The organism is Bacillus sp. G16, assembly GCF_021282335.1.
GTDB lineage: Bacteria > Bacillota > Bacilli > Bacillales > Bacillaceae > Bacillus > Bacillus inaquosorum.
On sequence record NZ_JAJSOZ010000016.1, the window covers coordinates 40,950 to 66,876 of the forward strand.

Consider the following 25,927-nt stretch of genomic DNA (forward strand, 5'->3'; position numbering starts at 1 on the left):
TTTTTCACTTATCCTGTCCCGTCGAACAAGACTTCATTCAGAGGCGTACTACATGGAAATCGTTGTTTCTTTCGTGCGGCCAACAAAAAAGAAAGCGCATTCAATTAAAAAGTAAACAGCCATTGCCGCTGCAAGCCCTGCAGCAGATTCCCATGAAACATAAACAACTGCGGCATAGAGTCCTAATTTAGTGAAAAGAGTATGAGATCGTTTTAAATGCATCATCCGGTGTACCGCATCGGTAAAAAGCGCAAGCGGCAAACCAATGAGAAGAAAGGCGTGGATGAAAAAGTGTGATAGCGTGCCGCCGAAGCTTGAAGAAAACTCTGTATACACGGCATCAAAGGAGATAAGAATGCTTAGAACAGCTGCAGAAAAAACGGCAATGATGAGATGTTTAACCATTTGTTTCATGAACATCAGCACCTTTCTGATTTTATAAAAAGCCGACCGGCAAATGCCAGTCAGCTTTCTCACATTAATCTTCCAGACGTTTTTCAAGCTCTGCTTTTTTCTCTTCAAAGCCAGGTTTGCCGAGCAACGCAAACATATTGACTTTATACGCCTCTACTCCAGGCTGGTCAAATGGATTGACGCCAAGGAGATAACCGCTCATCGCGCAGGCTTTTTCGAAGAAATATACAAGGTATCCAAAAGTATATGCATTCAGCTCAGGAATGTTGACGATTAAGTTCGGAACATTTCCGTCTGTATGGGCAAGCATCGTGCCTTGGAACGCTTTCTTGTTAACGAAATCAATCGTTTTTCCGGCTAAATAGTTTAAGCCGTCAAGATCGTTATCCGCTTCTTCTATTGTCAGTTCATGTTTAGGTTTCTCTACGTTCAGCACCGTTTCGAATAAATCTCTGCGGCCTTCTTGTACATACTGGCCTAATGAATGAAGGTCTGTTGAATAGTTAGCTGAAGAAGGATAAATGCCCTTCTCATCTTTCCCTTCACTTTCTCCGAACAGCTGCTTCCACCATTCCGCAAAGTATTGAAGCGCCGGTTCGTAGTTGATGAGCATTTCGATTGTTTTGCCTTTATTATAAAGCACATTGCGAACAACCGCATATTGGTATGCAGGGTTTTCTTCCAATTCAGAAGTCGCAAAATCTTTGCTCGCATCCAGTGCGCCTTTCATCATGTCGTCAATGTTGACGCCGCTGACAGCAATCGGCAAGAGGCCTACAGCTGTTAATACAGAATAACGGCCGCCGACGTCATCAGGAATGACAAATGATTCAAAGCCTTCTTCGTTAGAAAGCGTTTTTAATGCGCCGCGCTCTTTATCAGTTGTCGCGTAAATCCGGGCTTTCGCTTCTTCTTTGCCGTATTTCTCCTCAAGAAGCTTACGGAAAATACGGAAAGCGATTGCAGGTTCAGTTGTTGTGCCTGATTTAGAAATCACATTAATAGAGAAGTCAACATCTTCAAGAAGATCCATGACATCTCTCATATAAGATGAACTGATGTTGTTTCCGATGAAAATAACTTGCGGATTGCCGCGTTTTGCCTTTGGCAATGTATTATAAAACGCGTGATTAAGCGCTTCGATTGCAGCCCGCGCACCGAGATAAGAACCGCCGATGCCGACAACAAGCAATACATCAGAGTCAGATTTGATTTTTTCGGCGCTTTTTTTGATGCGCGCGAATTCTTCTTTATCATAATGTTCAGGGAGGTCCACCCAGCCTAGAAAATCGCTGCCAGCGCCTGTTTTTTCATGAATATTATGGTGTGCTGTTTTTACAAAGTCCCGTAGGTATGTAAGTTCATGTTCGTTGAAGAAAGTCAACGCTTTTGAGTAGTCAAAGCGTACATGCGTCATTGCTTGTCCCTCCATAACGGTATAATGTTTTCATCTTTCACTTTATATGAACTTATCTGTGAAATCAAGTCAAGAAGAAAGGGCGGAATGACTGGATTCCGCCCTTTGGATTATAGAGACGCGCGAAGGATGGCAAGTACGTCATCTTTGTTCAGTTTTTGGAAGTTGCCGAAGCCGCCGTGTTCCATTTCTTTGGCAGCGATATCAGCAATCAGCTCAAGCTTATCTTCTCCGATATTGTAATCGGCAAGGCGGGAAGGTGCGCCGAGGCTTGTCCAGAATGCAGACAGCTTGTCGATTCCTTCAAGTGCGATTTCTTTATCTGTTTTGCCTTCAGTATCAATGTCAAACATGTTGAGCATGAGGTTTTTGAAGCGGCCGACATTTGTATCAAGCGTGTATCTCATCCAGTTCGGGAACAGAATCGCGAGTCCGCCGGCATGTGGAATATCATACACAGCTGAAACAGCGTGTTCCATTGTATGAGAAGCCCAGTCGCCGAAGTAGCCCATTTGGAGCGTGCCGTTTAAAGCGATAGTGCCTGCATACAGGATTGTTTCACGAAGCTCGTAATTTTCCAGATCTTCAAGAAGCTTAGGAGCTGTTTCGATAACCGTCTGCAGAACCGCAAAGCACATTCTGTCTTGAAGCGGCGTGTTTTCGACATTATGGAAGTATTGCTCAAATACGTGGCTCATCATGTCAACCATGCCGTATACTGTTTGATTTTCTGGGACAGTGAACGTATTTACAGGATCTAAAATGGAGAAACGCGGATGAGTCACATTGCTGCCCCATACATATTTCTCGTTTGTTTCCCAGTTTGTAATCACGGAATCAGGGTTCATTTCAGAGCCTGTCGCAGCAAGGGTTAAAACAGTGCCGAACGGGAGCGCATCCTCTGCTGTTACTTTTTTGCTGAAAATATCCCAAGCGTCGCCGTCGTATTTGACGCCGGCAGCAATCGCTTTTGTGCAGTCAATGACACTGCCTCCGCCGACCGCAAGCAGAAAATCAATGTGATGCTCTCTGCATAGGTCTATGCCTTTTTCCACTGTCGCAAGACGCGGGTTCGGTTCTACACCTGACAGCTCATGAACCACAGCGCCTTCTTCTTTTAAAATGCCTGTGACTTGATCATAGAGGCCGTTGCGTTTAATGCTTCCGCCGCCGTAAACAAGCAGCACATTCTTGCCGTATTGCTTTAATTCTTTTCTTAATTGTTCAATCTGGCCTTTTCCGAAGATCAGCTTCGTCGGATTATAATAAGTGAAATTTTCCATTGTAAAACCTCCAAATAATGCTGGTAAAAAAAACAGATTTTCCATTGTAACACAAGTTAACAAAAAGAAAAAGGGAAGCAGCCGAGCAGCTGTTTCCCCTTTTTTATAGAGATGCTTTCAAAATGGCAAGCACATCTTCTTTGTTGAGTGATTTAAACTGGCCGAATGTACCGTTAGCCATAGCCTTATCTGCAATTGTGTCAAGCTGCTCATCATTAATATCGTAATCAGCAAGACGGTTCGGAGCGCCAAGGCTTGTCCAGAATGCAGACAGCTTATCGATACCTTCAAGTGCAATTTCTTCATCTGTTTTACCTGCTTCTTCAACATCAAACACGCGAACTGCAAGCTGTTTCATGCGGGCAGGGTTTTCAGATAATGTGTGTCTCATCCAATTCGGGAACAGAATTGCCAGTCCGCCGGCATGCGGAATGTCATAAACGGCTGATACTGCATGTTCAATATTATGAGTTGCCCAATCCCCTCTTGCACCCATAGAAAGCATGCCGTTTAATGCGATTGTTCCTGTATACAGGATCGTCTCACGCAATTCGTAATTTTCGAGATCATTGATCAGCTTAGGCGCTGTTTCAATGACTGTACGCAGAAGTGATTCACACATACGGTCCTGATACGGCGTATTTGATACATGATGGAAGTATTGTTCAAATACGTGGCTCATCATGTCAACCATACCGTAGATCGTGTGATTTTTAGGAACGGTGAATGTATTCACCGGATCAAGAATCGAGAATTTAGGGAATACGAGCGGGCTGCCCCAGCCGTATTTTTCTTTTGTTTCCCAGTTTGTAATCACCGAGCCTGAGTTCATTTCAGAACCAGTTGCAGCGAGAGTCAATACGGTTCCGAATGGCAGAGCATCCTTCGGCTGATGTTTTTTTGTGACGATATCCCACGCATCACCATCATACTTCGCTCCTGCGGCAATCGCTTTTGTACAGTCGATTACACTTCCGCCGCCGACAGCCAGCAAGAAATCAATGTTGTGTTCTTTACAGATGGCAACACCTTTATTAACAGTCGACACACGCGGATTCGGTTCAACGCCTGCTAATTCCTGCACGGTCACTCCGGCTTTATCCAGCTGTTCAATCACTTGATCATACAGGCCGCTGCGTTTAATGCTTCCGCCTCCGTAGACAAGCAATACGTTTTTCCCGTAAGGTTTGAGTTCCTCCGGCAGTCTTTCCACTTCCCCACGCCCGAAAATTAATTTGGTCGGATTCCAGTATGTAAAGTTTTGCATGACATCTCCTCCTTAGATTTTTTATTATGCAGAATGTCCTTACTACATGTAAAGCAATCAGCTCTCACCGGGTTGCATATCGCTTGGTTTTATATGGCAGGATGCTGGGAAAGAAACTGATATAGGTAAGGGAAGGCTGGATTCCCTCAATATGGAGAATGCATGTATAGATTCTCCAATATGTCACAATCTATAACTGTTTTAATAATTCATGGAGGAGGTTGCAGAACATGAGTACCATTCAGAGAATTTGTCTTGTTTTAACCATCATTGGCGCTATTAACTGGGGACTGATCGGATTTTTCCAATTTGACTTAGTAGCGGCCATCTTCGGCGGCCAAGGTTCAGCCCTTTCCCGCATCATTTACGGACTTGTCGGAATCGCCGGTTTAATCAACCTCGGTCTGCTGTTTAAGCCAAACGAGGAAAGATCACGTGAAGAGGCAGCAAATCCTGAAATGCGATAGGATAAAAAAGCACCGAACATTCCTGTCCGGTGCTTTTTTCATGCTTATTTTTTGATAAGATCTTTGCGGTTGGACATTTCGATCCACTCTTCAAGCTTATCTTTTAATGTGTTGAAACCTTGTGGTGTAGAAGCTTCTTCGCTTACTTGCGCAGCTTTAGGTTTTCTTGGTTTGCTTTCTTTTTTCTCAGGCGCAGCTTGTGTCGCACGAATTGAAAGGCTGATTTTTCCTTTTTCTTCATCAACAGCAAGTACTTTTACTTGTACTTCGTCGCCAACTGAAAGGTGCTCGTTGATATCTTTTACGAAACCGTGAGTCACTTCAGAAATGTGTACTAAACCTTGAGTTTCTTCATCTAATGCAACAAACGCACCATACGCTTGTAATCCTGTAACTTTACCAGTGTAAACACTGCCCACTTCAAATTTTGCTGCCATTCATAACAACTCCTAAGTTAAATTAAATATCTGTTTATACGCAATTTAAAATTATATCACACATGTCTTATTTCCGCAAAGAAAACTTTTTTTAATAAAAAATCAGGTTTATGCACAGCAAAAAGGGGGTAAACTGAAAATACCAAAGGCTTTCTAGTATTCCCCCCTTTTATTGGATGCGAACAAAAGGTTCGTATCTTTTTTTATGTTGTTTTGTGCAGGAAGCGTTTTATTCTGACTAATGCTTCTTGAAGCTGCTCGATCGAGGTTGCGTATGAACAGCGAATATATCCTTCACCGCTCGGACCAAACACACTTCCCGGAACAACAGCCACTTTTTCCTGCGTCAGAAGCTCCTCGGCAAACTGCTCCGAACTCATTCCCGTGCTTTTGATCGATGGAAAAGCATAGAAAGCGCCGCCTGGATGATGACAGCTAAGGCCGATTTCATTGAGCGTTTCTACAAACAAATTCCGTCTTCTTCGGTAGCTTTTTTTCATTTTTTCTACATCTTCCATGCCGTTCTTCAGACCTTCCAAAGCGGCAAACTGCGCCATTGCCGGCGCGCACATCATCGCATACTGGTGAATTTTAAGCATTGCATCCCGAAGAAAGGATGGTGCTGCGGCAAAGCCGAGTCTCCAGCCTGTCATCGCAAACGCTTTTGAAAAGCCAGAGATGACAACCGTCCGTTCCTTCATTCCCGGTAATGCCGCTATGCTTGTAAATTCCTCATCATATGTCAGCTCAGCGTAGATTTCGTCAGCCAAGACGATTACATCATGTTTTTTGGCAAACTCAGCAATCTCATTCAGCTCTTCCTTCGAATAAACCGAACCTGTCGGATTCGATGGCGAGCAGATGAGAATGGCTTTCGTTTTTTCAGTGACTGCCGCTTCAAAATCCGCAGCCGTTGCTTTAAATCCTTTGTCTGCCGTTGTGTGGACATGAACCGGAATCCCTCCCGCCAAAGAAACAAGCGCATCGTACGCCACAAAACACGGCTCAGGAATGATGACTTCCTCACCTGGATTCACAATAGCGCGGATCGCAATATCTAAAGCCTGACTTGCCCCTACTGTCACAATCAGCTCATTGTCTGGCGAGTAGCGAAGGTCAAACCTGCTGCTCAAATAACGGCTGATTTCCTCACGCAGTGAGTATAAACCGGCATTGGCTGTGTATGATGTATAGCCTTGTTCAAGCGAGAGAATGCTTGCTTCACGGACATTCCATGCGGTAACAAAATCAGGTTCGCCGACGCCTAAAGAAATGACGCCTTCCATCGTTGCCGCCAAATCAAAGAATTTGCGGATGCCGGACGGCTTTATTTGTTGTACATAGTCAGATAAATACGAAGTCATTTACGGGGACACCACGATTCTTTTGTCGTCGTCTCCTGTTTCAAACACTTTGCCGTCATGCTTGTATTTTTTCAGGATAAAATGAGTTGTCGTAGATACAACTGAATCAAGTGTGGACAGTTTATCTGAAACAAAACGCGCTACGTCAGACATCGAATTGCCCCGAATCACGACAGACAAATCGTACACGCCTGACATCAGGTAAACTGATTCAACCTCCTGGAACCGGTATATCCGTTCCGCCACTTCATCAAAACCGACTCCCCGCTTCGGCGTTACTTTGACGTCAATCATGGCTGTTACGCCTTCATGCCCGTCGACTTTTCGCCAGTCAATCATAGCGGAATAATCGATAATAACCTTTTCTTTTTCCAGTTTGTCAATAATTGTTTTTACTTCATTTACAGGGATCCCCGCCATCTTTGCAATTGTTTCTAAATCGGCGCGGCTGTTTTCGTCTAAAATTTCTAATATTTCTGTTTCTTTCTCTGTCAATTTCATTCGATTCACACCTTTGCAATGTCAAGAAATCTTCATGACATTATATCACGTTTTTTGACGAATGCTAAGAAAAAAACAAGGAGAAACTTCCGCTAGAATTGTCAATTTAAGGGCACAATACAGACATCTTATAAAAGGGAGTGACACAGAATGGAGGGGGTTTCACCAATAAGGCGGCTTACGGTCGATGGTGTCAATGTATACTATGAACATTATCAAAATCCGGGCAGGCAAACGCTTGTCTGCGTACACGGTTTTTTATCGTCTGCTTTCAGCTTCAGAAAAATAATCCCACTTCTCCGGGACAAGTACGACATCATCGCGCTTGATTTGCCTCCTTTCGGCCAATCCGAAAAATCGAAAACATTTATCTATACTTATCAAAACCTCGCGAAGCTTGTCATTGGGATTTTGGAACACTTGCAAGTCAAACAGGCTGCGCTTGTCGGCCATTCTATGGGCGGACAGATATCGCTGTCTGCTGTTCTGCAAAAGCCGGAGCTTTTTTCAAAGGTTGTGCTGCTTTGCAGTTCAGGGTATTTAAAACGTTCGCACCCGACAATTACTTTCGGGACCCACCTCCCGTATTTTCATCTTTATATCAAGCGCTGGCTCTCGAAAGAAGGCGTGATGAAAAATTTATTAAATGTTGTGCATGACAAATCGCTGATTGATGAAGAGATGATTGACGGCTATGGCAGGCCGTTTCAAGACGGGCAGATTTTCAAAGCCATGACAAGGTTTATCCGCCATAGAGAAGGAGATTTAGAACCCGAACAATTAAAGAAAATGAACAAGCCTGCTTTATTGATTTGGGGCGAGGAAGACCGAATCGTTCCTGTGGAGATCGGTAAACGGCTGCACGAGGATTTGCCTGATTCCGTGCTGTACTCACTTGGCCAGACTGGACACTTGGTGCCTGAGGAACGGCCTGAATTCGTTTCCGAACATATTGCAGAGTTTATTAAATAACAAAAAAACCGGTGTAGAACCGGTTTTTTAAGGCGTGCAGGAGCTGCTGTCTTTAATGAATAAAAGCTGGCCAGCCACTTCCCGGCAGCTGTCGATCGGCAGCGTTTGTTCAAAAGAAACTTCAAATATATGCTGAATGCTTTTCGCCAACACGTCGGGATCGTCTTCATCATAGACAGCCTGCACGACATCAACAGCTTCCGTTTCGTAAAATCCTTCTCCATATTTAAACGGGTCCCATTTGGCAATGATCTTGATCATTTCCCTGACCGCTTGACTTTCTTCCATAATCATCACCGCTTATAATAAGATTTGCAGTTCTATTTTATCATAGTTACGTTAAGAAGAAGAAACCATGAGGGGGTAACAGAATGAACTTTGATAAACGAGAAGAACGCCTAGGTACTCAATCGGTCAAATGGGACAAAACAGGCGAATTATTCGGCGTGACAGACGCACTCCCGATGTGGGTGGCTGATATGGATTTCCGCGCGCCGGAAGCGATAAATGAAGCATTAAAAGAGCGCCTTGACCACGGGATTTTCGGTTATACGGACCCAGATCAAAAAACGAAGGATGCTGTGTGCGGATGGACGCAAAACAGGCACGGCTGGAAGGTGAACCCCGAAAGCATCACATTCAGCCCGGGCGTTGTCACAGCTTTGAGCATGGCGGTACAAGCTTTTACGGAACCTGAAGACCAAGTGGTTGTCCAACCTCCTGTTTATACACCTTTTTACCATATGATTGAGAAAAACGGCCGGCGCGTTTTACATAATCCGCTGCTAGAAAAAGATGGCACATATGCAATGGATTTTGAGGACTTGGAGGCGAAGCTCAGTGATCCAAGCGTTAAAATGTTTATTTTATGCAATCCTCAAAACCCTTCAGGGCGTTCGTGGAGCCGGGAGGATTTACTGAAGCTCGGCGAATTGTGCCTTGAGCACGGCGTTACAGTTGTATCAGATGAAATCCATTCCGACTTGATGCTGTACGGAAACAAACACACGCCGTTTGCTTCTCTCTCTGACGATTTCGCTGAGATATCCGTGACATGTGCTGCGCCAAGCAAAACATTTAATATCGCCGGATTGCAGGCGTCGGCCATCATTATTCCGGACCGGCTGAAGCGCGCCAAGTTTTCCGCAAGTCTGCAGCGCAATGGTTTAGGCGGGCTGAACGCATTTGCAGTTACGGCGATCGAAGCTGCTTACTCAAAAGGCGGACCGTGGCTCGATGAATTGATCTCTTACCTTGAGAAAAACATGAACGAAGCTGAAGCCTTTTTGAGCACCGAGCTCCCAAAAGTCAAAATGGTGAAGCCGGATGCATCTTACCTGCTCTGGCTCGACTTCAGCGCTTACGGCTTGTCCGACGCGGAGCTTCAGCAAAGGATGCTGAAAAAGGGGAAAATTATTTTAGAGCCCGGGACGAAATACGGACCTGGCGGAGAAGGCTTTATGCGCCTGAACGCGGGATGCCCTCTCGCAACCTTACAGGACGGCCTGCGCCGCATCAAAGCCGCATTATCGTAAATATAGCTGTTGAACGCCTTTACGTCTTCATTCGTAAAGGCGTTCTTTATAAAGGAATTTTATATTTTACTTCTAATATTTAGTGTTATAATAGATTCATATTTTATACGAAAGGATTTCACACGAATGGAAATTCTAAAAGACTATCTCCTGCATATTTGCTTTATTTTGTTTCCTATTCTTCTCTACCAAGTGTTTTGGCTTGGAAAGCCGGCGATCCTTGTGCCCAAAATAAACAGCGGATTGGTCACGTTATTCGCCTGCGGCGCCTCCATTTTATGCATTATATTCCCTATTCATGAAATGAACTACATACAATACGGCCTCCAGATGATTCCCGTTATCATTTGTTTATTTTACGTTAGTACTGCTTCCGGGCTTACAGTCGCCGCATCTGTCTTATGTTTTGAACTGCTGTTTTATGAACCTTCCGCAATGTTTGTTTTCACTTTGCTGCCTTTTCTTACTATCATCCCAATATTATTTCAGAAAAAATGGCCATTCATGTCCAAAGCGAGAAAACTGCTGCTGTCTTTATTGATCGGCTGCTTGGAGATCTTCTTATTTTTCGCCTCCAGCTGGATTTTTTCCGCCTTGAATATTTTAAATTTTCAAAAATCAGGAATCTTACTTTATGAGGCGGCTGTCTCTGGGCTGTTCCGCTCCAGCGTTCTTCTTTTAAGCATCTATATTATCGAAAGCATCGCCGAAAATATCGCCCTGCGTTCACAGCTGATCCATTCAGAAAAAATGACGATTGTGAGTGAACTGGCAGCGAGCGTCGCTCATGAAGTCAGAAATCCGCTGACAGTAGTCCGCGGGTTTGTCCAGCTGCTTTTTAATGACGAAACCCTTCAAAACAAATCGAGTACAGATTACAAAAAGCTTGTACTGTCAGAGCTTGACCGGGCGCAAGGCATTATTACAAACTATCTCGATATGGCCAAACAGCAATTGTACGAAAAAGAGGTTTTTGATTTATCAGCTCTTATCAAAGAGACAAGCTCCCTTATGGTGTCGTATGCCAATTACAAGTCTGTAACCGTTGAGGCCGAAGCAGAGCCGGGCCTTTTAGTATACGGAGACGCAACAAAGCTGAAGCAGGCTGTCATCAACCTGATGAAAAACAGCATTGAAGCGGTTCCCCACGGGAAGGGAATGATCCACATATCAGCCAAAAGAAGCGGCCATACGATCATGATTAACATCTCAGATAATGGAGTCGGCATGACAGACCATCAAATGCAAAAACTCGGCGAACCTTATTATTCATTAAAAACGAACGGAACGGGACTTGGGCTCACCGTGACCTTTTCCATTATTGAGCATCATCACGGGACCATTTCGTTTAACAGCAGCTTCCAAAGAGGCACCACGGTGACGATTAAGCTTCCCGCCGACCTTCCTCACTAGCAAATCGATTGGAACTTTAATAGAATAAATGCGAGGTGATGACAGATGAGCACGTTTGAGACAGGCTCTATCGTTAAAGGATTTTATAAAACAGGTGTATACATAGGAGAAATTACTGCTTGCAGGCCGCAGCATTATTTAGTGAAAGTCAAAGCGGTTCTCACCCATCCCGCTCAAGGGGACCTTCATCATCCAAAACAGGCGGATGTGCCGTTTTTCCATGAGAGAAGAGCGCTCGCATACGGTGAACAGACCAATATCCCCCATCATATGGTGAAGCCTTATGATGGCGAAGTGCCGGATTATACCGAGTCTCTGCGGGAGGCGGCAGCACAGCTGAGAGCCAAATTGAATGAGGATGGTTCGGAGTGGGCAAAGCGCTCCCTGAATAATCTGGACGTTTTAGAAAAAGAATATTTTAACCGGCCATAACCCAGTCTGACAAAAGATTGGGTTTTTTTAAGTTGCGCGTTTAAACAGTTCGGATAAATCGATTCTTTCGCCGATTGTCGGCGGTTTTGGCTTTTCGAGATACTGCTTATCCTGCTCAACAAGCTTAAAAAGCTTATATGCTGTGAGGGCGTCATCAAGCGCTTTATGATGGGTGCCGGTTCCGGTATCTCCATACTCCTCGGCAGCTTTCCATAAACCCGTCAGTGTCCGGTCTCCAAAAAAGTTTTTGTATTCAAGCGATAAATCTCTCATTTCTCCCTTAAACGGGAAAGGAATATGGTTAAACATACAGTTTTGCTTCAGCACTTTCATGTCCATGTTTCCCCACGTAATTATCGTGCTGTTCTTCTCAGGATCAAGCTCGTTTAGTTTGCGGATGAAATCCTCGAACCTCATCCCCTCGTCTACCTGCTTTTGGGTTATTTTTAAAAACGATTTGCAGCGTTTTGTCAGCTTCGGGAATTTTTTCGGTCTGATATAGCTCGAAAACGTCTCAACTACTTCATCATCAACCGACTTTACAATTCCGGCTTCAATGATTTCCGGGAAGAAATTTTGCGGGCTGTACTTTCCATCAGGCATCGTAAATTCGAAATCAATAATGAGTAAGCTGTTTGTCGTCACCTTTTTACACCTGCCTTTCCTCCGATCAGAAAATGCTATCTTTATAGTATATCAATTCCCCTTCTCGACCTTTCTTCATTTTCTAAAAATAATGAATTTCCCCAGCCGCTTTGTTTCTTTTAAATCGTGAATCGTTTCTTTATAATTAGTAAGGAACCTGAAATAATAAGAAGGTGATGTTATTTCTATCCGCAAGAAAAACTTTGTCATTGTGTGGCTGGCGAATTTCTTTGTATCAGCCAGCACAACGATGATCGTTCCTTTTCTTTCCTTATACATTGAGACGCTCAGCACTTTTTCAAACGGCTTTGTGCAAAGGTGGAGCGGCTATGTGTTCGGCATTACATTTCTCATGGCGTTTTTGGTATCCCCGTTTTGGGGGCGGTTCGGAGACAAACGCGGATACAAGAAAATCCTCATGGCAACCGGAACGGGCATTGCCCTCAGTATTTTATTCATGGGCTTTGTTACATCGGTGTACCAATTGTTTTTTCTGCGTATGGCAATGGGGCTTGTAACCGGATTCATCCCGACATCTCTTGCGATGATTTCGGCACAGACTCCGAAGAGCTCAGCCGGTAAAACCCTCGGCACGCTGCAAATGGGGCAAGTGTCCGGGAGCTTGTTCGGCCCGCTTTTGGGAGGCATGCTTGCTGATCGTTTCGGCTTTACGTATACCTTTTTTATCACATCCTTTGTGATTTTCTTATCTGTTCTTCTCGTGTTATTCGGTGTCAAAGAACAGCCTCTTGCAGAAAAGGCAGCCAAACGTACGTCTTACTCGAGAAAAGAAGTGCTCTCCTATATTTTTCACCAGCCGGCGCTTTGGGTCATGATGCTGTTAACCATGCTGATTCAAACAGGAAATTTCAGTATCCAGCCGCTGCTCGCTTTATATGTAAATGAGCTGCACGGACCTGTCAATCTGGCCTTTTTCTCCGGCATGGCATTTTCAGCAACGGGACTCGGAAGTTTGCTGCTGGCTAGAAAATGGGGAGATCTGGGCGACCGCTACGGCCACCGCCGCATTTTAATCGGACTTTTACTCGCCGCCTCTATCTTTTTTATTCCGCAGGCGCTCGCGTCCTCGCTCAGCGTGCTCCTTGTTTTCAGATTTTTATTTGGAATGGCGATGGGCGGCTTGCTGCCATGCATCACGGCAGCGATCCGCGTACAGGCTCCCGGCAGCATCCAAGGAGAAGTTCTCGGCTACAACGTCAGCTTTCGCTTTTTAGGAAATGTGCTTGGGCCTCTTCTCGGCGGAATCATATCGAGCCATTTTACAATTTCGGCCGCCTTTTATGTCACAGCGTTTCTCTTTTTCGCCGGCGCCTGCCTGCTTTGGATCATGCAGAAATTCCGGAAAGATTCTTATGCCAAAGCAAGCTGATTCTCAGAAAAAACTAAGGAATCTTCTAAATTTAACCTTCTCGTAAACTCAAAAGAATGGTACGATATGGCTAGAATTTAGGAGAAAAGAGAGTGACCATGTTACGAAAAATAATCGGATGGATTTTGCTCCTTTGCATAATCCCATTGTTTGCATTTACAGTTATCGCTTCCGGAAAAGAAGTAAAACAAATGAAGTCCCTGGATCAGGTGCTTGATAAAAATATTAATCTGAAAGATATCAGCCTTGTTCAGAACAGCTACATGTATGACAGGGACGGCTCCCTTGTCTCGGAAATCGTCAGCGATCACGAAAACCGCGTGCTCGTTCCATTTGACAAGATTCCCGAGGAAGTCAAACAGATTTTCTTAACGTCTGAGGACAAACATTTTTACGAGCATAAAGGCTTTGACTTTATGGGAATGGTGCGGGCAACTGCTTCTAACGTAAAAGACAAAAAAATTGACCAGGGCGCCAGCACCATCACACAGCAGCTTTCAAGAAACTTGTATTTAAGCCACGAACGCTCCTTCAGCCGCAAGCTGACTGAGCTCGCATATTCTTATCAACTAGAGAAAAAGTATACGAAAAATGAAATTCTTGAAGCTTACTTAAATACCATTTATTTCAACAATGGCGTTTACGGCGTCGGTTCAGCGGCTGAATTCTATTTCAGCAAACCGCTCAAATCTCTCACAGTGGGAGAAATGGCTTTTATTTGCGCTATACCTAATAACCCTACATTATATGATCCTCTCAAGCATTTTGACTACACGAAAAGCCGTCAAGAACGTTTGCTTAAAGGGTTAAAAAATGCCGGTGTCATTACGGATAAAGAGCTGAAAAAAGCCGTAAAACAAAAAATCAAACTGGATGTTGAAAAAAGAGAAGATAAATATCCGGACTATGTTTCCTATGTCAATGATGAATTCACTCAGCTGGTGTCTGAATCAGAAGGCTTTGATAAACGTCTTCAAAAAGCGTCAGGAAAACAAAAAGAAAAGATCGAAAACGAGCTGTCCGCAAGAGTCAGCACTCTGATGAAAGACGGCGTAAAAATTTATACCGCGCTTGATCCGTACATGCAAAATCAAGTTGTGGCACAAATGAATTCCAAGCTCCCGTATGCGGACGTACAGGGCGGAGCGGCTGTGATTAATCATCAGACGCATCAAATCATCGCTCTATCTGGCGGGAAAAACTATCAAAAATATGATTTTAACCGCGCCTACCAGGCATACAGGCAGCCGGGTTCATCCATTAAGCCGCTTCTTGATTACGGCCCTTATATTGAACAGACCGGCGCGACAGCAAGCAGCTCCATTGATGCCAGCAAGTTTTGCAGCAGAGATTACTGTCCGCAAAACTACAATAACCGCACGTACGGCACAGTGACGCTCGATACGGCGTTTAAAAATTCATATAATACACCGGCTATCAGAATGCTGGACCGTGTGGGAATCCAAAGAGCATTCAGTTATATTGAGCCATATCATTTTTCCAAACTGGTCGACAGCGACTATCTTCTCCCGGCAGCGCTTGGCGGATTTACAAACGGCATGACGCCTCTTGAGATGACAAAGGCATATACGACATTCGGCAACAGCGGAAGCTATACGCCGAGCCATGCGATTACAAAGGTGACAGATTTAAAGGGAAAAACACTTTATAAATGGAATGATAAGTCGACTCAAATATTCAGCGTCCGCACGAACATGCAGCTGAAAAAACTAATGTCTTCCGTTGTGAAAAGCGGGACAGGGAAAAAAGCATATTTTAAAGCGCCTTACATCGGCGGTAAAACAGGAACATCAAATGATTATCACGATATGTGGTTCGTCGGCCTGACAGATACGTATACAATGGGTGTTTGGGTCGGAAAAGATACACCGAGCAGCGTTGAGTATCTTCACAGCATCAGCCCTCAGCTTTCCATCTGGAAAGGAACGCTGCAAACGGCTTATTAAAGAATCGGAGGGGATCTGGCGTGCAATCAGAACAAATTCCAAATCGCGTTTTGCTGTTTGACGGCGTGTGCAATTTATGCAACGGCGCCGTGCAATTTATCATTAAGCGTGATCCGGACGGATTGATTTCTTTTACATCGCTGCAGTCGGAAACAGGTCAGAGCCTGCTGAAAAAGAGCGGGCTCCCGACTGATCAGTTTGACAGCTTTGTCTTTATTGAAGACGGCCGAGTTTACACAAAGTCAACTGCAGCCATAAAGGTTTTCAGGCATCTGCGGGGCCCATGGCGGCTCTTCGTCCTGTTTTTCGCAGTGCCGAAGCCTGTCAGAGATATGGTCTATTCTTTCATTGCCAAAAACCGCTATAAGTGGTTTGGCAAAAAAAATGAATGTATGCTCCCCTCCCCTTCTATTAAAAAAAGATTTTTACCGTAAACGAAAAAATGGCTAGCTTACACAGGTAAGCTAGCCATTATGCTATTATAAAGCTTGATAAATATGAACAGAATACCGATAACAAAGGTAAACCAAAACAGCAGTTCCAATAAAATGAATCCGACTAATGACATGAGAGAAAGCGTTGAATAAATCCGGTATACGATAAACACAAAGTAAGCGAGCGTGACGACCGCAAACCAAATCACAATCCAGATGACATTTTGCAAGAGCACAAAGGATAAAATCCCGCCTCCTAAATAAATCATGGAACCCATTCTGATTTTTTTCAGATTGTTCCCTTCCGGATCGTTAGCAAAAAACAGCAGTGACAGCTCAGTCACGGTATTCGCAATTAATTTCAGAGCGGACAGAACCATAAAGTATAAAAGTGCAAAGGCAGCAAATAACGCAAGCCTGATCCCTTTCTCTGAAAAATAGTCGAGCATTCCATCATACATTCCAAATGAAGACAGCATCTTCAACGCATAAAGTGAAGTTGAAATGGATAAAGACGAACTAAAAAGCAGGATCGCAATCAGCGGAAAGTATCCCGTCAAATAAGTATTTTTCATATAAAAAAGTCCCTTTCTATAATCTACCTCATTTATTATGGAGGACTTAAAACACATTGACAAGATAAATTATTCCATTTTTTCTCCTTTTTACGAATTACGATCCCAAATCTTCACAAAGCAGCTTTTTGAGAGTAAAGTAGTACGCAGGAATCATAAAACGTAAGGAAGTTTACTATGAAAAAAACATTGAAACTGCAAACCAGACTCACCATATTTGTTTGTATCGTTGTGTTAATCGCACTGCTCATTACGTTTTTTACAGTCGGTGCCCAAACCACCAAACGGATTAGAGATCAGGAAAAAGCCACAGCGATGCAGACCGCTGAAATGGTAGCCGAAGCGCCTATCACAGCCTCTGCTTTAGAGAGCGGAAAAAACCAGAAGGAACTGCAAAGCTACACAAAGCGGGTTCAGAAAATCACCGGCACGGAATTTGTCGTTGTCATGGATATGAACGGCATTCGCAAAACCCATCCTGACCCAAGCAAAATCGGGAAAAAATTCATGGGCGGTGATGAAGCCGAAGTACTAAAAGGACATGTCCACATCAGCACAGCCTCTGGCACGCTCGGGAAATCACAGAGAGCATTCGTCCCTGTCTACGCCGAAAATGGAAAACAGGTCGGTGCAGTTGCGGTCGGGATCACTGTAAATGAAATTGATGAAGTGATCAGCCACAGCTTACGGCCGCTCTACTTTATTATCTGCGTCAGCATTTTCGTTGGTGTGATGGGAGCTGTTATCGTCGCCCGTACGGTGAAAAATATTATGTACGGACTTGAACCTTATGAAATTGCGACTCTTCTTGAAGAACGGAGCGCGATGCTGGAATCGACGAAGGAAGGAATACTTGCTGTCGATGAACACGGTAAAATCAAACTTGCCAATGCGGAAGCAAAGCGCCTATTCGTGAAAATGGGCATTAATACAAATCCCGTTGATCAGGATGTAAATGACATCTTGCCGAAAAGCCGCTTGAAAAAGGTCATTGAGACAAAGAAACCTCTTCAAGACAGAGACGTCCGCATTAACGGATTAGAGCTTGTATTTAATGAAGTTCCCATCCAACTGAAAGGACAAACCGTCGGAGCGATTGCGACATTCCGCGACAAAACCGAGGTAAAACATTTAGCTGAACAGCTTTCCGGTGTTAAAATGTATGCAAACGCACTGAGAGCGCAGTCTCATGAATTTATGAACAAGCTGCATGTGATATTAGGTCTCGTCCAGCTGAAAGAGTATGACGATCTTGGAGATTATATTAAAGATATTGCGATTCAGCAAAAATCAGAAACAAGCGAAATAATAAATGATGTCAAAAGCTCCGTGCTGGCTGGTTTTCTGCTCGGAAAACAAAGCTTCATACGGGAGCAGGGCGCAAATCTTGATATTGAATGCAGCGGTGTCATCCCGAACGCGGCAGACCCTTCAGTCATTCATGAACTTATTACAATCATCGGAAATCTCATCAACAATGCCCTGGACGCCGTTGCCAATATGCCGAAAAAACAAATCACCATGTCCATGCGTTTTCATAACAGCATACTGGACATTGAAATTACCGATACAGGAGCAGGCATGTCTGAAGAAGATCAAGCCAAAGTATTTGAACAAGGCTATTCAACAAAGGGCAAAAACCGGGGATTTGGCCTTTATTTTACACAGCAAAGCATCGAAAATTTAAAGGGCCAAATGATCCTCACAAGCGAAGAGAATGAAGGAACGACATTCAGTCTTCGCATCCCGTACGAACCGAAGGAGGAAAATCATGATTAATGTACTAATAGTTGAAGATGACCCCATGGTGGGTGAATTAAATAAACGATACTTAAGCCAGATAGAAGGCTTTCAGCTGAAAGGCATCGCCTCTTCCTTTCAAAGCGCTCTGCATATTTTAGGAGAGCATCACATCGACCTCATTTTGCTCGATATTTATATGCCGGGTAAAAACGGGCTTGAACTGCTGACGGAACTGAGAGCCCAAAATGAAGCGGTTGACGTCATTGTCATCTCAGCGGCCAGTGAGCTTGACGTTATCAAGAAAACACTTCGTTACGGAGCTGTTGATTATTTAATCAAACCGTTTGAATTTGAACGTTTCCAAACTGCCCTGTCTGATTACAGACGAAAACAAAAGGTATATTCAACCCATCGCAACATGAGCCAAAAAGAACTGGACGCCGAGCTTTTTCAAAAGAAAGAAGCAACAGAAAAAGTGCAGCTTCCTAAAGGCCTGACAAAAAGCACGCTGAAGCTGATTTGGTCCAGTATCCAGTCATTTGAAAATGAATCATTTACGACAGAAGACCTGGCAAAGCACACAGAAATCTCTCAAGTATCCATACGAAAATACTTAAAGTTTCTTGAAGATATACAGGTTCTGAATGTAGAAATGGCGTACGGAACAATCGGAAGACCTGTGTTTCAGTACAACGTCAACACAGGAAACCTTAACGCAATTAAGCAATTTCTATAAAAAACCGCACTGTTCACTCTGAGCAGTGCGGTTTTTTCTGTCATATCTCTTGCCAAGATCCTTGATTCTATTGATGATAAGTTATACAAGAATAATAAAGGACTTTTTACACTTTTGATCAAACAATTCTAAAAATATATATTTTTTAAAAAATTATGCGGAATTCTATTTATTTCTTGTAAGTAAAATGATAAATTATGATTGGTTAGTTGATCCCAAAAACTAAGTCATAAGTCTCACTTCAGAAAAAGATGTCACGGTTTTCCGCCCGGAATGCCTTCCGCATCCTTCTCTTCCCCGCCTTTCGAAGGAAACACTCACACCACGCTTATTCAGGGAAGATCAGAACTGTCTCAGCGCATTCCATTTGTTATTATCAGAAAATTTTATTGATTCTAAGAAATTGTTCAGGACAGCCCATCACATGACTGACCGGATCAGCTTTGAACCAAATTTTTCTGGGGGGTTATATCTTGAATAAACGAAAAATCGGATTGGCGATGTCACTTGTGATCGCAGCAGGCACCATTTTAGGAGCATGCGGAACCAGCGATAAAAGCAGCGGCACAAACACTGACAAAAACAAATTCAGTGTGGCAATGGTTACTGACGTAGGCGGAGTGGATGACAAATCCTTCAACCAATCAGCCTGGGAAGGCATTCAAGCCTTCGGGAAAGAGAACGGGCTGGAAAAAGGCAAAAACGGTTACGATTACCTTCAATCAAAATCAGATGCTGACTACACAACAAATTTAAATAAATTAGCACGTGAGAATTTCGACTTGATTTACGGCGTCGGCTACTTAATGGAGGACTCAATCAGCGAAATTGCTGACCAGCGCAAAAATACAAACTTTGCGATCATAGATGCTGTTGTCGATAAAGACAACGTCGCAAGTGTTACGTTTAAAGAGCAGGAAGGCTCATTTCTCGTCGGAGTGGCCGCAGCCTTATCAAGCAAATCACAAAAAATCGGATTTGTAGGCGGCATGGAATCTGAGTTAATCAAAAAATTCGAGGTCGGCTTCCGTGCCGGCGTGCAGGCCGTAAACCCTAAAGCCGTTGTCCAAGTAAAATATGCGGGCGGTTTCGATAAAGCCGATGTCGGCAAAGCCACCGCCGAAAGCATGTATAAATCAGGCGTAGATGTGATTTATCACTCCGCAGGCGCCACTGGCACAGGTGTCTTTACTGAAGCGAAAAACCTGAAAAAAGAAGATCCGAAACGCGATGTCTGGGTCATCGGTGTCGATAAAGACCAATACGCAGAAGGCCAGGTAGAAGGAACAGATGATAACGTCACCCTCACTTCCATGGTCAAAAAAGTAGATACAGCGGTTGAAGATTTAACGAAAAAAGCAAGCGAAGGAAAGTTCCCGGGCGGCGAGACGCTCACCTACGGCCTTGATCAAGACGGGGTCGGCATTTCCCCATCTAAACAAAATCTATCGGATGATGTGATCAAAGCGGTTGATAAATGGAAGAAAAAAATCATCGACGGATTGGAAGTGCCGGCAACTGAGAAAGAGCTGAAAACCTTCAAAGCTGAATAAGAATCGCAGGGATAAGGAGGTCGAGCCCTTATCCCTTGTTTTTCTTTTATATTGAATAAAGGAGCGGTCAAATCAGTGGAATATGTCATTGAAATGCTCAATATCCGCAAGGAGTTTCCAGGTATCGTCGCCAATGACAATATCAATCTTCAGGTCAAAAAAGGCGAAATACACGCGTTGCTCGGTGAAAACGGAGCGGGGAAATCAACGTTGATGAATGTCCTTTTCGGGCTGTATCAGCCGGAGCGGGGTGAAATTCGGGTGCGCGGCGAGAAGGTGCACATCAACAGCCCAAACAAAGCGAATGACCTTGGAATCGGAATGGTGCATCAGCACTTTATGCTTGTTGACACCTTTACAGTTGCTGAAAATATTATTCTCGGGAAAGAGCCAAAAAAGTTTGGCAGAATTGACCGGAAGCGGGCTGCCCAAGAGGTTCAGGACATTTCCGATCGATACGGCCTTCAGATTAATCCTAAAGCAAAAGTTGCTGACATATCAGTCGGCATGCAGCAGCGCGCAGAAATATTAAAAACCCTCTACCGCGGGGCTGACATTCTGATTTTTGACGAACCGACGGCTGTATTGACGCCTCATGAAATCAAAGAACTGATGCAAATCATGAAGAATCTGGTCAATGAAGGGAAATCAATCATCTTAATCACCCATAAACTGAAAGAGATTATGGAGGTTTGTGACCGCGTGACCATTATCCGCAAAGGAAAAGGCATTAAAACACTTGATGTCCGTGATACAAACCAAGATGAGCTCGCCAGTCTTATGGTCGGCCGCGAAGTCTCGTTCAAAACTGAAAAGAAGGCTGCTCAGCCGGGAGCGGAAGTGCTTGCGATTGACAGAATGACCGTAAAGGATACCCGCGGAATAGAGGCAGTCAGGAATTTATCGCTTTCTGTTAAAGCGGGAGAAATCGTCGGCATAGCCGGTGTCGACGGAAACGGGCAATCGGAGCTGATTGAAGCGATAACAGGACTCCGCAAAACAGATTCAGGAACAATCACCTTAAACGGTAAACAGATCCAAAACCTGCCGCCCAGAAAAGTCACTGAATCCGGCATCGGACATATTCCCCAAGACCGCCATAAACACGGTCTCGTCCTCGATTTTCCGATCGGAGATAATATGGTGCTGCAAAGCTATTACAAAAAGCCGTATTCAGCATTTGGCGTGTTACATAAAGGCGACATGTATAAAAAAGCACGCAGCCTGATCAGCGAGTACGACGTCAGAACGCCGGATGAATATACACACGCCCGGGCATTGTCAGGCGGAAACCAGCAAAAAGCGATTATCGGGCGGGAAATAGACCGGAACCCTGATTTATTAATCGCTGCCCAGCCGGCCCGCGGCCTTGATGTCGGAGCGATTGAGTTTGTCCATAAAAAGCTCATTGAGCAGCGTGATGCCGGAAAAGCCGTTCTCCTCCTCTCGTTTGAGCTTGATGAAATTATGAATCTCAGTGACAGAATCGCCGTTATTTTTGAAGGACATATTATAGCCAGCGTCGATCCGCAGGACACCACTGAGCAGGAGCTCGGCCTCTTGATGGCAGGAAGTACGCAAAAGGAAGCGGGGAAAGCAAATGGTTAAACGACTCTCTCATTTACTCGTGCCGCTCATTGCAATCATCCTCGGTCTTGGGGCCGGCGCGCTGATTATGCTTGCGAGCGGATACAGTGTGATCAGCGGCTATTCGGCTTTGTGGAATGGGATATTCGGAGAAATCTATTATGTCGGAGAAACCATCCGGCAAATTACGCCTTATATTTTATCCGGATTGGCTGTTGCCTTTGCATTCCGAACCGGGCTCTTTAATATCGGCGTCGAGGGGCAGCTGCTCGTTGGCTGGACAGCAGCGGTTTGGGTCGGGACGGCATTTGACGGACCGGCTTATATTCATATGCCGCTTGCACTGATTACAGCGGCAGCTGCCGGAGGATTATGGGGTTTTATTCCCGGCGTTTTGAAGGCGCGCTTCTACGTTCATGAGGTCATTGTCACCATTATGATGAATTATATCGCGCTTCATATGACCAATTACATCATTTCAAACGTCTTGACAGATCGTCAGGATAAAACGGAGAAAATTCACGAATCCGCCTCCCTCCGCTCGCCGTTTCTTGAACAGATCACCGATTACTCACGGCTGCATTGGGGGATCATCGTCGCCCTTCTCGTAGCAGTTGTCATGTGGTTTATCATCAACAAAACAACAAAGGGATTTGAACTTCGGGCGGTCGGATTAAACCAGCACGCTTCCCAATATGCGGGCATGAGCGTACGGAAGAATATCATGACCTCCATGCTCATCTCAGGTGCCTTTGCAGGGCTTGCCGGCGCCATGGAGGGTCTTGGGACATTCGAATACGCAGCCGTGAAAGGCGCATTTACCGGCGTAGGCTTTGACGGTATCGCTGTCGCTCTTCTCGGGGGGAACACAGCTGTCGGAGTTGTGCTGGCGGCATGCCTGCTTGGCGGCCTGAAAATCGGCGCTTTAAATATGCCGATTGAATCCGGCGTTCCATCAGAGGTCGTCGATATTGTGATTGCCATTATCATTCTGTTTGTGGCTTCAAGCTACGCGATTCGTTTTGTCATGGACAAATTGAAGAAAAAGGGGGCGAACTAAGTGGACTTTGTGCAGATTTTATCCATCATTGTCCCAGCCACACTCGTCTATGCGGCCCCGCTTATTTTAACTGCTCTCGGCGGCGTGTTTTCTGAGAGATCAGGTGTTGTGAATATCGGCCTTGAAGGCCTCATGATTATCGGGGCGTTCACCAGCGTGTTATTTAATTTATTTCTAGGTCCGGAATTGGGCGCCGCCGCGCCTTGGCTTTCGCTTCTTGCCGCGATGGCAGCAGGCGCGCTGTTCTCACTGATTCACGCGGCAGCGGCGATTTCGTTTCGCGCCGATCAGACAGTCAGCGGCGTCGCCATTAACATGCTGGCGCTTGGGGCAACTTTATTTATCATAAAACTGATCTACGGCAAAGCGCAGACAGATAAAATCCCTGAGCCTTTTTATAAAACGAATATTCCCGGCTTGAGCGACATTCCCGTATTAGGAAAGATCTTCTTTTCGGATGTCTATTATACGTCTATTCTTACCATTGCACTGGCCTTTATTTCTTGGTTTCTCTTGTTCAAAACACCATTTGGCCTTCGCATTCGTTCTGTCGGAGAGCATCCGATGGCGGCGGATACGATGGGAATCAACGTATATAAAATGCGCTACATCGGCGTGATGATCAGCGGATTGTTCGGCGGGCTCGGGGGCGGCGTATATGCTTCCACGATTGCGCTTGATTTCACGCACTCTACCATCTCCGGGCAAGGCTTTATCGCCCTGGCAGCGCTTGTATTCGGAAAATGGCATCCGATTGGAGCACTGGGCGCCGCCCTGTTTTTCGGATTCGCCCAAAGCTTAAGCATTATCGGCTCACTGCTCCCTCTTTTTAAAGACATACCAAATGTGTATATGCTGATGGCGCCTTATGTATTAACGATTATCGCTTTAACCGGCTTTATCGGGCGGGCTGATGCGCCAAAAGCCAATGGTGTGCCTTATATTAAAGGAAAACGATAAACCATGCTCCCTTGGGAAGACGCTTCTCAGGGGATTTTTTCTAATCCAAAAGACCCTCTTAATTTAGTTGTTTATCACTTTTTTAACTTAAAAAAATATGAAGTGTTAACGCTTTCTTGTAGACTGTAACAAACAATACATGGGGGTGTATAACATGGGAGCAATTCCAAAAACGGGGACAATTTCACCTGAGCAAAAAGTCACACAGGAGAAAAACCTGTTTCAAAAAATATGGTCCTGGGAAATCGGTGTGATTCCTCTGCCATTATACACAGTATTAGCTATTATTATTATTCTTGCAGCCTATTACAATGAGCTGCCCGCAAATATGCTTGGCGGGTTTGCCATCATTATGATTTTGGGTGTGTTTCTTGGAGACATTGGCCAGCGCATTCCGATATTGAAGGATATTGGCGGACCTGCCATTTTATCTTTGTTTGTTCCTTCATTTTTAGTCTTTTACAATGTGCTGAATTCAACATCTCTAGACGCTGTAACCAATCTGATGAAAACATCTAACTTCCTTTATTTCTATATCGCTTGTCTTGTTGTGGGAAGTATCCTCGGAATGAACAGAACTGTTTTAATACAGGGTTTTATCAGAATGTTTGTTCCACTGGTTGCAGGAACGATCGCAGCAGTTGCGGCTGGCATACTCGTCGGATTTATTTTTGGCTACAGTGCCTACGATTCCTTTTTCTTTGTCGTTGTTCCGATTATTGCCGGGGGCATAGGCGAAGGAATTTTGCCGCTCTCGATCGCCTATTCACAAATACTCGGTTCATCCGCTGATGTGTATGTGTCTCAGCTGGTCCCTGCTGCTATTATCGGAAATGTTTTTGCTATCATCTGTGCAGCCTTAATGAAAAAACTTGGCGATAAACGTCCAGACCTGAATGGAAACGGCCGTCTCGTCAAATCTAAAAAAGCAAATGAGATTTTCAATCAAAAAGAAGCCGAAGCAAAAATTGATTTTAAACTGATGGGAGCCGGTGTTCTGCTCGCGTGTACATTCTTTATCTTCGGCGGGTTATTGGAGAAATTCATCTTCATCCCGGGCGCAATCTTAATGATTATTTCAGCGGCGGCTGTCAAGTATGCGAATGTTCTTCCGAAAAAAATGGAAGATGGCGCTTACCAGCTTTATAAGTTTATTTCTTCTAGCTTCACTTGGCCGCTGATGGTTGGTCTCGGCATCCTCTTTATTCCATTGGATGACGTGGCATCAGTGATTTCTATTCCATTTGTGGTCATTTGTATTTCAGTTGTTGTCGCGATGATTGCTTCTGGATATTTTGTAGGCAAGCTGATGAACATGTACCCGGTTGAATCCGCCATTGTTACCTGCTGCCACAGCGGTCTAGGCGGAACAGGTGATGTTGCGATTTTATCAGCGTCAGGAAGAATGGGCCTTATGCCATTCGCCCAAATTTCCACCCGTCTCGGCGGTGCAGGTACAGTCATTTGCGCGACAATTCTGCTTCGTTTCTTCACTTCATAAACAGAAAAAGAGTTCCGTCATATGCGGAACTCTTTTTTTATCTGTTCACAATTCGAATATACTCTCGGGGACCGAACGGCAGATCCTTTGATTCCATTTCACTCATTCTGGCTGAAAGGTGGTGCTCCAATAAATACAGCTCCCACTCATCACTAGCCGCACTGCTGCGTCCGTCATACTGATTCAAAATGAATGCCCCTGTGAATACTGAGCAGAATAAACCTGAGCACATCAGAACCTTGCTCTTCACATGATCAGCTCCTTACATTCAGCT

27 protein-coding genes are annotated in these 25,927 nt (G+C 44.5%); 15 read left to right on the plus strand and 12 right to left on the minus strand.

The annotated features are described in order from the left end of the window. Positions 1-48: 48 nt before the first annotated feature. From LWH95_RS17265 to LWH95_RS17280, 4 genes are all read right to left on the minus strand, one after another. Complete coding sequence (locus LWH95_RS17265) at positions 49-420, minus strand: hypothetical protein (RefSeq protein ID WP_080030921.1); 372 nt, start codon at positions 418-420, stop codon at positions 49-51. 58 nt (positions 421-478) lie between these two features. Beyond that, positions 479-1,831, minus strand: coding sequence for a glucose-6-phosphate isomerase (locus LWH95_RS17270; RefSeq protein ID WP_003242188.1), 1,353 nt, complete (start codon positions 1,829-1,831; stop codon positions 479-481). A gap of 110 nt (positions 1,832-1,941) precedes the next feature. After that, the gene (locus tag LWH95_RS17275) at positions 1,942-3,114 is read right to left on the minus strand and encodes an iron-containing alcohol dehydrogenase (RefSeq protein ID WP_003242187.1); all 1,173 of its coding nucleotides are present in this window, start codon (positions 3,112-3,114) and stop codon (positions 1,942-1,944) included. Positions 3,115-3,217: 103 nt separating this feature from the next. Beyond that, positions 3,218-4,381 carry an iron-containing alcohol dehydrogenase gene (locus tag LWH95_RS17280; protein WP_003242185.1) on the minus strand — a complete coding sequence of 388 codons (1,164 nt, stop codon included), beginning with the start codon at positions 4,379-4,381 and terminating at the stop codon, positions 3,218-3,220. A 230-nt stretch (positions 4,382-4,611) separates the two neighbouring features. Here LWH95_RS17280 and LWH95_RS17285 point away from each other — a divergent pair, with 230 nt between their 5' ends. After that, a complete protein-coding gene (locus tag LWH95_RS17285) occupies positions 4,612-4,848 on the plus strand; it encodes a DUF378 domain-containing protein (RefSeq protein ID WP_003220771.1) in 237 nt (78 codons plus the stop codon). A gap of 44 nt (positions 4,849-4,892) precedes the next feature. On the opposite strand, the gene yugI is transcribed toward LWH95_RS17285, so the two are convergent. The 3 genes from yugI to LWH95_RS17300 form a co-directional block, all read right to left on the minus strand. Then, the gene (yugI, locus tag LWH95_RS17290) at positions 4,893-5,285 is read right to left on the minus strand and encodes a S1 domain-containing post-transcriptional regulator GSP13 (protein ID WP_003228864.1); all 393 of its coding nucleotides are present in this window, start codon (positions 5,283-5,285) and stop codon (positions 4,893-4,895) included. A 203-nt stretch (positions 5,286-5,488) separates the two neighbouring features. Beyond that, entirely contained in the window at positions 5,489-6,649 is a 1,161-nt protein-coding gene (locus LWH95_RS17295; RefSeq protein WP_133486221.1) for an aminotransferase, read from the minus strand. After that, entirely contained in the window at positions 6,650-7,150 is a 501-nt protein-coding gene (locus tag LWH95_RS17300; RefSeq protein ID WP_009968070.1) for an Lrp/AsnC family transcriptional regulator, read from the minus strand. Between the two features lie 150 nt (positions 7,151-7,300). Between LWH95_RS17300 and LWH95_RS17305 the strand changes: the two genes are divergently transcribed. After that, on the plus strand, positions 7,301-8,122 hold the full coding sequence (locus tag LWH95_RS17305; RefSeq protein WP_003241092.1) for an alpha/beta fold hydrolase: 822 nt from the start codon (positions 7,301-7,303) through the stop codon (positions 8,120-8,122). Between the two features lie 27 nt (positions 8,123-8,149). On the opposite strand, the gene LWH95_RS17310 is transcribed toward LWH95_RS17305, so the two are convergent. Next, positions 8,150-8,410, minus strand: a complete 261-nt coding sequence (locus LWH95_RS17310; RefSeq protein WP_060399377.1) for a YugE family protein — start codon at positions 8,408-8,410, stop codon at positions 8,150-8,152. Positions 8,411-8,493: 83 nt separating this feature from the next. Here LWH95_RS17310 and patB point away from each other — a divergent pair, with 83 nt between their 5' ends. The 3 genes from patB to kapB all read left to right on the plus strand — a co-directional run bounded on the left by patB (position 8,494) and on the right by kapB (position 11,502). After that, positions 8,494-9,657 carry a cystathionine beta-lyase PatB gene (gene patB, locus LWH95_RS17315; RefSeq protein ID WP_232920063.1) on the plus strand — a complete coding sequence of 388 codons (1,164 nt, stop codon included), beginning with the start codon at positions 8,494-8,496 and terminating at the stop codon, positions 9,655-9,657. 126 nt (positions 9,658-9,783) lie between these two features. Beyond that, positions 9,784-11,070: a sporulation sensor histidine kinase KinB gene (kinB, locus tag LWH95_RS17320; protein WP_133486217.1), complete on the plus strand. Its 1,287-nt coding sequence runs from the start codon at positions 9,784-9,786 to the stop codon at positions 11,068-11,070. A gap of 45 nt (positions 11,071-11,115) precedes the next feature. After that, positions 11,116-11,502: a kinase-associated lipoprotein KapB gene (kapB, locus tag LWH95_RS17325; protein ID WP_003241083.1), complete on the plus strand. Its 387-nt coding sequence runs from the start codon at positions 11,116-11,118 to the stop codon at positions 11,500-11,502. 27 nt (positions 11,503-11,529) lie between these two features. On the opposite strand, the gene kapD is transcribed toward kapB, so the two are convergent. Next, entirely contained in the window at positions 11,530-12,147 is a 618-nt protein-coding gene (gene kapD / locus LWH95_RS17330; protein WP_003241081.1) for a 3'-5' exonuclease KapD, read from the minus strand. A gap of 75 nt (positions 12,148-12,222) precedes the next feature. Then, entirely contained in the window at positions 12,223-12,426 is a 204-nt protein-coding gene (locus LWH95_RS17335; RefSeq protein WP_232920064.1) for a hypothetical protein, read from the minus strand. Between LWH95_RS17335 and LWH95_RS17340 the strand changes: the two genes are divergently transcribed. The 3 genes from LWH95_RS17340 to LWH95_RS17350 all read left to right on the plus strand — a co-directional run bounded on the left by LWH95_RS17340 (position 12,329) and on the right by LWH95_RS17350 (position 15,938). Beyond that, complete coding sequence (locus tag LWH95_RS17340; RefSeq protein ID WP_332880198.1) at positions 12,329-13,537, plus strand: multidrug efflux MFS transporter; 1,209 nt, start codon at positions 12,329-12,331, stop codon at positions 13,535-13,537. The two genes, LWH95_RS17335 and LWH95_RS17340, sit on opposite strands and share 98 nt — an antisense overlap. A 92-nt stretch (positions 13,538-13,629) precedes the next feature. After that, positions 13,630-15,504 (plus strand): transglycosylase domain-containing protein, encoded by a 1,875-nt coding sequence (locus tag LWH95_RS17345; protein ID WP_003241076.1) that lies wholly within the window; start codon positions 13,630-13,632, stop codon positions 15,502-15,504. A 20-nt stretch (positions 15,505-15,524) separates the two neighbouring features. Further along, complete coding sequence (locus LWH95_RS17350) at positions 15,525-15,938, plus strand: thiol-disulfide oxidoreductase DCC family protein (RefSeq protein WP_003241074.1); 414 nt, start codon at positions 15,525-15,527, stop codon at positions 15,936-15,938. A gap of 17 nt (positions 15,939-15,955) precedes the next feature. Here the strand turns inward: LWH95_RS17350 and LWH95_RS17355 are convergent, their stop codons facing one another. After that, positions 15,956-16,513 (minus strand): YufK family protein, encoded by a 558-nt coding sequence (locus LWH95_RS17355; protein ID WP_003220744.1) that lies wholly within the window; start codon positions 16,511-16,513, stop codon positions 15,956-15,958. 177 nt (positions 16,514-16,690) lie between these two features. Here LWH95_RS17355 and maeL point away from each other — a divergent pair, with 177 nt between their 5' ends. From maeL to maeN, 7 genes are all read left to right on the plus strand, one after another. After that, the gene (gene maeL, locus LWH95_RS17360) at positions 16,691-18,292 is read left to right on the plus strand and encodes a two-component system sensor histidine kinase MaeL (protein ID WP_060399381.1); all 1,602 of its coding nucleotides are present in this window, start codon (positions 16,691-16,693) and stop codon (positions 18,290-18,292) included. After that, entirely contained in the window at positions 18,285-18,992 is a 708-nt protein-coding gene (maeM, locus tag LWH95_RS17365) for a two-component system response regulator MaeM (protein ID WP_003241069.1), read from the plus strand. The genes maeL and maeM overlap by 8 nt, the downstream gene beginning before the upstream one ends. A gap of 473 nt (positions 18,993-19,465) precedes the next feature. Beyond that, the gene (nupN, locus tag LWH95_RS17370) at positions 19,466-20,545 is read left to right on the plus strand and encodes a guanosine ABC transporter substrate-binding protein NupN (protein WP_019259322.1); all 1,080 of its coding nucleotides are present in this window, start codon (positions 19,466-19,468) and stop codon (positions 20,543-20,545) included. A gap of 75 nt (positions 20,546-20,620) precedes the next feature. After that, entirely contained in the window at positions 20,621-22,153 is a 1,533-nt protein-coding gene (gene nupO, locus LWH95_RS17375; RefSeq protein ID WP_232920065.1) for a guanosine ABC transporter ATP-binding protein NupO, read from the plus strand. Next, positions 22,146-23,192, plus strand: a complete 1,047-nt coding sequence (gene nupP / locus LWH95_RS17380) for a guanosine ABC transporter permease NupP (protein WP_232920066.1) — start codon at positions 22,146-22,148, stop codon at positions 23,190-23,192. Before nupO ends, nupP begins: the two co-directional genes overlap by 8 nt. Beyond that, on the plus strand, positions 23,193-24,152 hold the full coding sequence (gene nupQ, locus LWH95_RS17385; RefSeq protein ID WP_133486209.1) for a guanosine ABC transporter permease NupQ: 960 nt from the start codon (positions 23,193-23,195) through the stop codon (positions 24,150-24,152). Between the two features lie 154 nt (positions 24,153-24,306). Further along, complete coding sequence (gene maeN / locus LWH95_RS17390; protein ID WP_019259325.1) at positions 24,307-25,653, plus strand: sodium/malate symporter MaeN; 1,347 nt, start codon at positions 24,307-24,309, stop codon at positions 25,651-25,653. Positions 25,654-25,690: 37 nt separating this feature from the next. Here maeN and LWH95_RS17395 read toward each other — a convergent pair whose 3' ends face one another. Continuing rightward, complete coding sequence (locus tag LWH95_RS17395) at positions 25,691-25,903, minus strand: hypothetical protein (protein WP_148982763.1); 213 nt, start codon at positions 25,901-25,903, stop codon at positions 25,691-25,693. Positions 25,904-25,927: the final 24 nt, after the last annotated feature.

What these genes read in the sequence shown, in the direction of transcription:
- LWH95_RS17335 (WP_232920064.1), bottom strand. Translation starts at nt 12,426, where the DNA reads ATGTATAAGGAAAGAAAAGGAACGATCATCGTTGTGCTGGCTGATACA.
- patB (WP_232920063.1), top strand. Translation starts at nt 8,494, where the DNA reads ATGAACTTTGATAAACGAGAAGAACGCCTAGGTACTCAATCGGTCAAA.
- LWH95_RS17355 (WP_003220744.1), bottom strand. Translation starts at nt 16,513, where the DNA reads ATGAAAAATACTTATTTGACGGGATACTTTCCGCTGATTGCGATCCTG.
- LWH95_RS17300 (WP_009968070.1), bottom strand. Translation starts at nt 7,150, where the DNA reads ATGAAATTGACAGAGAAAGAAACAGAAATATTAGAAATTTTAGACGAA.
- yugI (WP_003228864.1), bottom strand. Translation starts at nt 5,285, where the DNA reads ATGGCAGCAAAATTTGAAGTGGGCAGTGTTTACACTGGTAAAGTTACA.
- maeN (WP_019259325.1), top strand. Translation starts at nt 24,307, where the DNA reads ATGGGAGCAATTCCAAAAACGGGGACAATTTCACCTGAGCAAAAAGTC.
- nupP (WP_232920066.1), top strand. Translation starts at nt 22,146, where the DNA reads ATGGTTAAACGACTCTCTCATTTACTCGTGCCGCTCATTGCAATCATC.
- LWH95_RS17280 (WP_003242185.1), bottom strand. Translation starts at nt 4,381, where the DNA reads ATGCAAAACTTTACATACTGGAATCCGACCAAATTAATTTTCGGGCGT.
- kapB (WP_003241083.1), top strand. Translation starts at nt 11,116, where the DNA reads ATGAGCACGTTTGAGACAGGCTCTATCGTTAAAGGATTTTATAAAACA.
- LWH95_RS17270 (WP_003242188.1), bottom strand. Translation starts at nt 1,831, where the DNA reads ATGACGCATGTACGCTTTGACTACTCAAAAGCGTTGACTTTCTTCAAC.
- LWH95_RS17275 (WP_003242187.1), bottom strand. Translation starts at nt 3,114, where the DNA reads ATGGAAAATTTCACTTATTATAATCCGACGAAGCTGATCTTCGGAAAA.
- LWH95_RS17305 (WP_003241092.1), top strand. Translation starts at nt 7,301, where the DNA reads ATGGAGGGGGTTTCACCAATAAGGCGGCTTACGGTCGATGGTGTCAAT.
- maeL (WP_060399381.1), top strand. Translation starts at nt 16,691, where the DNA reads ATGAAAAAAACATTGAAACTGCAAACCAGACTCACCATATTTGTTTGT.
- LWH95_RS17285 (WP_003220771.1), top strand. Translation starts at nt 4,612, where the DNA reads ATGAGTACCATTCAGAGAATTTGTCTTGTTTTAACCATCATTGGCGCT.
- LWH95_RS17295 (WP_133486221.1), bottom strand. Translation starts at nt 6,649, where the DNA reads ATGACTTCGTATTTATCTGACTATGTACAACAAATAAAGCCGTCCGGC.
- LWH95_RS17310 (WP_060399377.1), bottom strand. Translation starts at nt 8,410, where the DNA reads ATGGAAGAAAGTCAAGCGGTCAGGGAAATGATCAAGATCATTGCCAAA.
- maeM (WP_003241069.1), top strand. Translation starts at nt 18,285, where the DNA reads ATGATTAATGTACTAATAGTTGAAGATGACCCCATGGTGGGTGAATTA.
- LWH95_RS17265 (WP_080030921.1), bottom strand. Translation starts at nt 420, where the DNA reads ATGTTCATGAAACAAATGGTTAAACATCTCATCATTGCCGTTTTTTCT.
- kinB (WP_133486217.1), top strand. Translation starts at nt 9,784, where the DNA reads ATGGAAATTCTAAAAGACTATCTCCTGCATATTTGCTTTATTTTGTTT.